General features: G+C 60.3%; 5 protein-coding genes. All 5 read left to right on the top strand.

Features of this window, described 5'->3' with window-relative positions; all coding sequences use genetic code 11:
- Window positions 1-183 precede the first annotated feature (183 nt).
- The 5 genes from hppD to AAAB16_RS02190 all read left to right on the top strand — a co-directional run bounded on the left by hppD (window position 184) and on the right by AAAB16_RS02190 (window position 5,768).
- Window positions 184-1,281 carry a 4-hydroxyphenylpyruvate dioxygenase gene (gene hppD / locus AAAB16_RS02210; RefSeq protein ID WP_340661863.1) on the top strand — a complete coding sequence of 366 codons (1,098 nt, stop codon included), beginning with the start codon at window positions 184-186 and terminating at the stop codon, window positions 1,279-1,281.
- A 14-nt stretch (window positions 1,282-1,295) separates the two neighbouring features.
- Entirely contained in the window at window positions 1,296-2,432 is a 1,137-nt protein-coding gene (locus tag AAAB16_RS02205; protein ID WP_340661862.1) for a homogentisate 1,2-dioxygenase, read from the top strand.
- Between the two features lie 175 nt (window positions 2,433-2,607).
- Entirely contained in the window at window positions 2,608-3,591 is a 984-nt protein-coding gene (locus AAAB16_RS02200; RefSeq protein WP_340661861.1) for a fumarylacetoacetate hydrolase family protein, read from the top strand.
- Window positions 3,592-3,594: 3 nt separating this feature from the next.
- The gene (maiA, locus tag AAAB16_RS02195; protein WP_340661860.1) at window positions 3,595-4,242 is read left to right on the top strand and encodes a maleylacetoacetate isomerase; all 648 of its coding nucleotides are present in this window, start codon (window positions 3,595-3,597) and stop codon (window positions 4,240-4,242) included.
- Window positions 4,243-4,358: 116 nt separating this feature from the next.
- Window positions 4,359-5,768: an amino acid permease gene (locus AAAB16_RS02190; protein WP_340661859.1), complete on the top strand. Its 1,410-nt coding sequence runs from the start codon at window positions 4,359-4,361 to the stop codon at window positions 5,766-5,768.
- Window positions 5,769-5,880: the final 112 nt, after the last annotated feature.

Raw genomic sequence — 5,880 nt, 5'->3', positions numbered from 1 at the left:
GGCGGGAACCCAGAATTGCGCAGGAGAATGCGCAGGTTTAGCCCGCGTAAAGATTAGTTGCCAAGCTAGCGCCGCCAGTCCCACAGCCGAGCCTTATGCCCCGCTTGTGACGCCCCTGCGCGCAGGTTGTTATGAATGCAGAGGCCACCCCGGCCACCGCATAACAACAATCCCGGAGGCGCCATGAACGCTTTGCACGCTGTTAAACCCACTCCCATTCAGCCGCATAACCCGATCGGCACTGACGGTTTCGAGTTTGTCGAATACACCGCTCCCACCGCCGAAGGCATTCAGCAGCTGCGTGAGCTGTTCACCGCCATGGGCTTTACCGAAACCGCCAAGCACCGCTCCAAAGAAGTGTTTTTGTTTCAGCAAAACGACATCAACTTTGTGCTTAACGGCAGCCCCACCGGGCATGTGCGTGAGTTTGGTTTAAAGCATGGCCCAAGCGCCTGCGCCATGGCCTTTCGCGTGCAGAACGCTGCGCAGGCGGCGGCGTATGTGGAGTCGCAAGGGGCCAAGTTGGTGGGCAGTCACGCTAACTTTGGTGAGTTGAATATTCCCTGCGTCGAAGGCATCGGCGGCTCATTGCTGTACCTGGTCGACCGCTATGGCGACAAGAGCATTTATGACGTCGACTTCGAGTACATAGAAGGCCGCACCCCGCAGGACAACGCCGTGGGCCTGAGCGAAATCGATCATCTGACCCACAACGTGAACCGTGGGCAGATGGATGTGTGGTCGGGCTTCTACGAGCGCATCGCCAACTTCCGCGAGATTCGTTATTTCGATATCGAAGGCAAGCTCACCGGCCTGCTGTCGCGGGCCATGACGGCGCCGTGCGGCAAGATCCGTATTCCGATCAATGAGTCGGCCGACGACAAGTCGCAGATCGAGGAGTTTATTCGCGAGTACCACGGCGAAGGCATCCAGCATATCGCCCTGGCCAGCGACGATATCTACGCCACCGTGCGCCAGCTGCGCGCCAATGGCGTGGATTTTATGAGCACCCCCGACACCTATTACGCCAAGGTCGACACCCGCGTGGCCGGCCATAGCGAGCCTACGGCGGTGCTTAAGGAACTGAACCTGCTGATCGATGGCGCCCCCGGTGATGACGGCATCTTGCTGCAGATTTTCACCAACACGGTGATCGGCCCGATCTTCTTTGAAATTATCCAGCGCAAGGGCAACCAAGGCTTTGGCGAAGGTAATTTCAAGGCGCTGTTTGAGTCGATTGAAGAAGACCAAGTGCGCCGTGGCGTGATTGCCGCCGACTGAGCAGGAGCTAACGTATGAGCCGCAACTGGATCAGTTTTCCCCTGCGCGAAGGCGAGTGCTCACGCCAGGCGCACTGCGATTTTCCCGAAGGCACCTATGAGCGGGAAATGGGCCGTGAAGGTTTTTTTGGCCCCGCCGCGCACCTGCACCACAAACACCCGCCCACCGGCTGGGTGGACTGGCAGGGGCCGCTGCGCCCGCACGCCTTTGACCTTAACCGCGTACCGAGCGAAAGCGATTGCCCGCTGGCCGCGCCGCTGGCGCTGCACAACAGCGATGTGCGTATTCGCGTATGGAAGTGCAACGGCGCCATGCGCCACCTGGTGCGCAACAGCGACGGCGATGAGCTGTTGTTTGTGCATGAAGGCAGCGGGCATTTCTACTGCGACTTTGGCCACTTGGAATATCGCGATGGCGATTACCTGGTGATCCCGCGTGGCACGGCCTGGCGTATCGAGGCGGCTGAGCCGACCTTTATGCTGCTGATCGAAAACACTGACGGCGCCTATCAACTGCCGGACAAAGGCCTGCTCGGCCCCCACGCCATCTTTGACCCGGCGGTGCTTGACCATCCCCATCTGGACGATGCGTTTAAAGCCCAGCAAGACGAAAACACCTGGCAAATCCGCATCAAACGGCGCAACCAGATCAGCACCGTGACCTACCCGTACAACCCGCTGGATGTGGTCGGCTGGCATGGTGACAACACCGTGGTGCGCCTGAACTGGCGCGACATTCGCCCGGTGATGAGCCACCGCTACCACCTGCCGCCGTCGGCGCACACCACCTTTGTCGCCAATGGTTTTGTGGTCTGCACCTTTACCCCGCGCCCGGTGGAAAGCGACCCCGGCGCGTTGAAGGTGCCGTTCTATCACAACAACGACGACTACGACGAAGTGCTGTTCTACCACCGGGGCAACTTCTTCAGCCGCGACAATATCGAGGCGGGAATGGTGACCTTGCACCCCTGCGGCTTCCCCCATGGCCCGCACCCCAAAGCCCTGAAAAAGAGTCAGGAAAGCCCGGCGACCTTTGTTGAGGAGGTGGCGGTGATGATTGATACGCGTCGTGGCCTGGAGATTGGCGAAGCGGCGGCGGCGGTGGATGTGGCGGCGTATGTGGATTCTTGGCGGGCGCCGGGGAAAAGCTGAAAGGCCCCTCACCCTAGCCCTCTCCCGCAAGCGGGAGAGGGAACTGATCTCGGTCTACAGGGATAACGCGGCTTGTCTCTCCTCGCCCGCTTGCGGGAGAGGGGCCGGGGGAGAGGGCAGCGGTCTCCAGTCCTTCACCGATCCAACACCCAATAAAATTTAAAAAGGTTTTCCCATGAAACTCGCATCCCTAAACCAAGGCCGTGACGGTGTATTAGTCGTGGTCTCCCGCGATCTGATCCGCGCGGTCAAAGTGCCGGCCATCGCACCCACCCTGCAAGCCGCCCTCGACACCTGGCCCACTACCCGGCCCAAGCTCGAAGCCGTGTACCAACGCCTAAACGACGGTTTGGAGGGTGAAGCCTTCGCCTTTGACCAAGCCGCCTGCGCCAGCCCGTTGCCGCGCGCCTATCACTGGGCCGACGGCAGCGCTTACGTCAACCATGTCGAGCTGGTGCGCAAAGCCCGTGGCGCCGAGATGCCGGAAAGTTTCTGGCATGACCCGCTGATTTACCAAGGCGGCGCCGACACCTTTATCCCGCCCCATAGCCCGATTCTGATGGCCGACGAAGCCTGGGGCATCGACCTGGAAGCCGAGCTGGCGGTTGTCACCGACGACGTGCCGATGGGCGTCTCAGCGGCCGAGGCGGGCGAGCATATTCAGCTGCTGATGCTGGTTAACGATGTATCGCTGCGCAACCTGATTCCCGGCGAGTTGGCCAAGGGCTTTGGCTTCTACCAGAGCAAACCGTCGTCGAGCTTTTCCCCGGTGGCGATTACCCCGGACGAATTGGGCGAAAGCTGGCGCGATGGCAAGGTGCATCGGCCGCTGACGTCGCATATCAACGGCGAGTTGTTCGGCCAGCCCGATGCCGGCACCGATATGACCTTTAACTTCCCAACGCTATTGGCCCACGCGGCGAAAACCCGCGCGCTGGGGGCGGGCAGTATTGTTGGTTCCGGCACCGTGTCGAACTACGACCGCAGCGCCGGCTCCAGTTGCCTGGCGGAAAAGCGCATGCTGGAAATCGTTGAGCAGGGCGAGGCAAAAACGCCGTATCTGCGCTTTGGCGACCGGGTGCGCATCGAGATGTTCGACAGTGCCGGGCAGAGTATTTTCGGCGCCATCGACCAAGTGGTTACCCAGTACCGGGGCTAAAGCATGCTGACGCTCTACGACTATTGGCGCTCCAGCGCGGCGTACCGCGTGCGTATTGCCCTTAACCTCAAGGGCCTGGCGTACCAGTCGGTGCTGGTGCATTTGCTAAAGGACGGCGGCGAGCAACATGGCGCTGATTACCTGGCGATCAATCCGCAGGGCTTGCTGCCGTTGCTGGTGGACGGTGACACGCGCATTGCGCAGTCGTTGGCGATTCTGGAGTACCTGGAAGAGCGTTACCCGCAGCCCGCCTTGCTGCCCAGAGACCACGGCCTGCGTGCGCAAATCCGTGGCCTGGCGCTGCATATCGCCTGCGATATTCACCCGCTAAACAATCTGCGGGTGTTGCAGTACCTCAGCACCGAACTGGGCGTTGAGGCCGCTGCCAAAGACGCCTGGTACCGCCATTGGGTCGAAACCGGCCTGGCGGCGGTGGAGCAGGGCCTTGCGCGCCTGCCCTCGGAACTTTCACTGGGCGAACGGCCCGGTTACTTGGAGGCCTGTTTAATTCCGCAGGTGTACAATGCGCGCCGTTTTAACTGTGACCTCCATGCGTACCCACGCATTCTCGCTGTGGTCGAGCGCTGTAACTCCCTTGAGGCATTTGCCAATGCCGCGCCGGAGGTGCAGCCAGACGCTCCCGCTCAGTAAGGGCAGCGCCCACCACACCAGGGCTGAACCGCTACAAGCGCCTTGCGAAACTCCGTTGCGCCACAAGTGCGACGGGTCCGATTCCGTCACAGATAAAAACAAGTAGGTGACGTTTTATGCAGAACAGTCTTGCCTCAGGCCAGCTCAAACGCGGCCTGAAAAATCGCCACATCCAATTGATCGCCCTCGGTGGCGCCATCGGCACCGGCCTGTTCTTAGGCTCGGCCGGGGTGCTGAAAAGCGCCGGCCCGTCGATGATTCTTGGCTACGCCCTCTGCGGTTTTATCGCCTTTATGATCATGCGCCAGCTTGGCGAAATGATTGTGGAAGAGCCGGTAGCCGGTTCGTTTAGCCACTTTGCCCATAAATACTGGGGCGGTTTCGCCGGCTTTTTGTCGGGCTGGAACTGCTGGGTGCTGTACATCTTGGTGGGCATGTCCGAACTCACCGCGGTGGGTAAGTACATTCACTACTGGTGGCCGGAGATTCCGACCTGGGCGTCGGCGGCGGCGTTTTTTCTGCTGGTGAATGCCATCAACCTGGCCAACGTAAAACTGTTTGGCGAGGCGGAATTCTGGTTTGCCATGATCAAGGTGGTGGCCATCGTCGGCATGATCGTGCTCGGTTGCTACCTGCTGTTTAGTGGCGCTGGCGGCGAGCAGGCGACGGTCACTAACCTGTGGGCGCAGGGCGGGTTCTTCCCCAATGGCATCAGCGGCCTGGTCATGGCCATGGCCTTTATCATGTTTTCCTTTGGTGGCCTGGAGATGCTTGGCTTTACCGCCGCTGAAGCCGACCAGCCGAAAACCGTGATCCCTAAAGCGATCAATCAGGTGATCTACCGCATCCTGATTTTCTATGTGGGCGCCCTGGTGGTACTGCTGTCGCTGACGCCTTGGAACCTGCTGCTGGAGCACATTAACAGCGCCGGCGACCCCTACAGCGGCAGCCCGTTTGTGCAGGTGTTTTCGCTGCTGGGCAGCAATACGGCGGCGCACATTCTGAACTTTGTGGTGCTGACGGCGGCGGTGTCGGTCTACAACAGCGGCACCTACTGCAATGGCCGCATGCTGCTGGGCCTGGCTGAGCAGGGTGATGCGCCCAGTGTATTTGCCAAGGTGGATAAACGCGGCGTGCCGGTAAATGCCTTGCTGCTCTCGGCGCTGGTGACGTTTTTGGCCGTGGTGGTGAACTACGTGGTGCCGCAAAACGCCCTGGAACTGTTGATGTCGCTGGTGGTGGCGGCGCTGGTAATCAACTGGGCGATGATCAGCTACTCGCACCTGAAATTCCGCCAACAAATGGACAAAGACGGCGTACGCACCGCGTTCCGCGCCTTACTGTTTCCCTACGGCAACTACATTTGCCTGGCCTTTGTGCTGTTTATTCTTGGCGTGATGCTGCTGATTCCGGGCATACAGGTGTCGGTGTACGCGATTCCGGTGTGGTTGGTGATTATGTGGGGTTGCTATCGGGTGAAATTGGCGCGGGCCAAGACGGCTGCGCTGCAGGCCGTGACCGACTGACGCGGTTATTAGGCTAACGCCCGTCGTCCCCGCGAAGGCGGGGACCGAGGATTTCGAACGGTACGAGGTTGTGCGTTCGACTCTGGATTCTGGGTCCCCGCCTGCGCGGGGA

It is taken from the genome of Pseudomonas sp., assembly GCF_037994325.1.
In the GTDB taxonomy this organism is placed as follows: Bacteria; Pseudomonadota; Gammaproteobacteria; order Pseudomonadales; family Pseudomonadaceae; genus Aquipseudomonas.
This window is presented reverse-complemented; position numbering and strand designations above follow the sequence as displayed.

Coding starts and splice junctions, on each gene's coding strand:
- hppD (WP_340661863.1), top strand. CDS start 184: ATGAACGCTTTGCACGCTGTTAAACCCACTCCCATTCAGCCGCATAAC.
- AAAB16_RS02190 (WP_340661859.1), top strand. CDS start 4,359: ATGCAGAACAGTCTTGCCTCAGGCCAGCTCAAACGCGGCCTGAAAAAT.
- AAAB16_RS02205 (WP_340661862.1), top strand. CDS start 1,296: ATGAGCCGCAACTGGATCAGTTTTCCCCTGCGCGAAGGCGAGTGCTCA.
- maiA (WP_340661860.1), top strand. CDS start 3,595: ATGCTGACGCTCTACGACTATTGGCGCTCCAGCGCGGCGTACCGCGTG.
- AAAB16_RS02200 (WP_340661861.1), top strand. CDS start 2,608: ATGAAACTCGCATCCCTAAACCAAGGCCGTGACGGTGTATTAGTCGTG.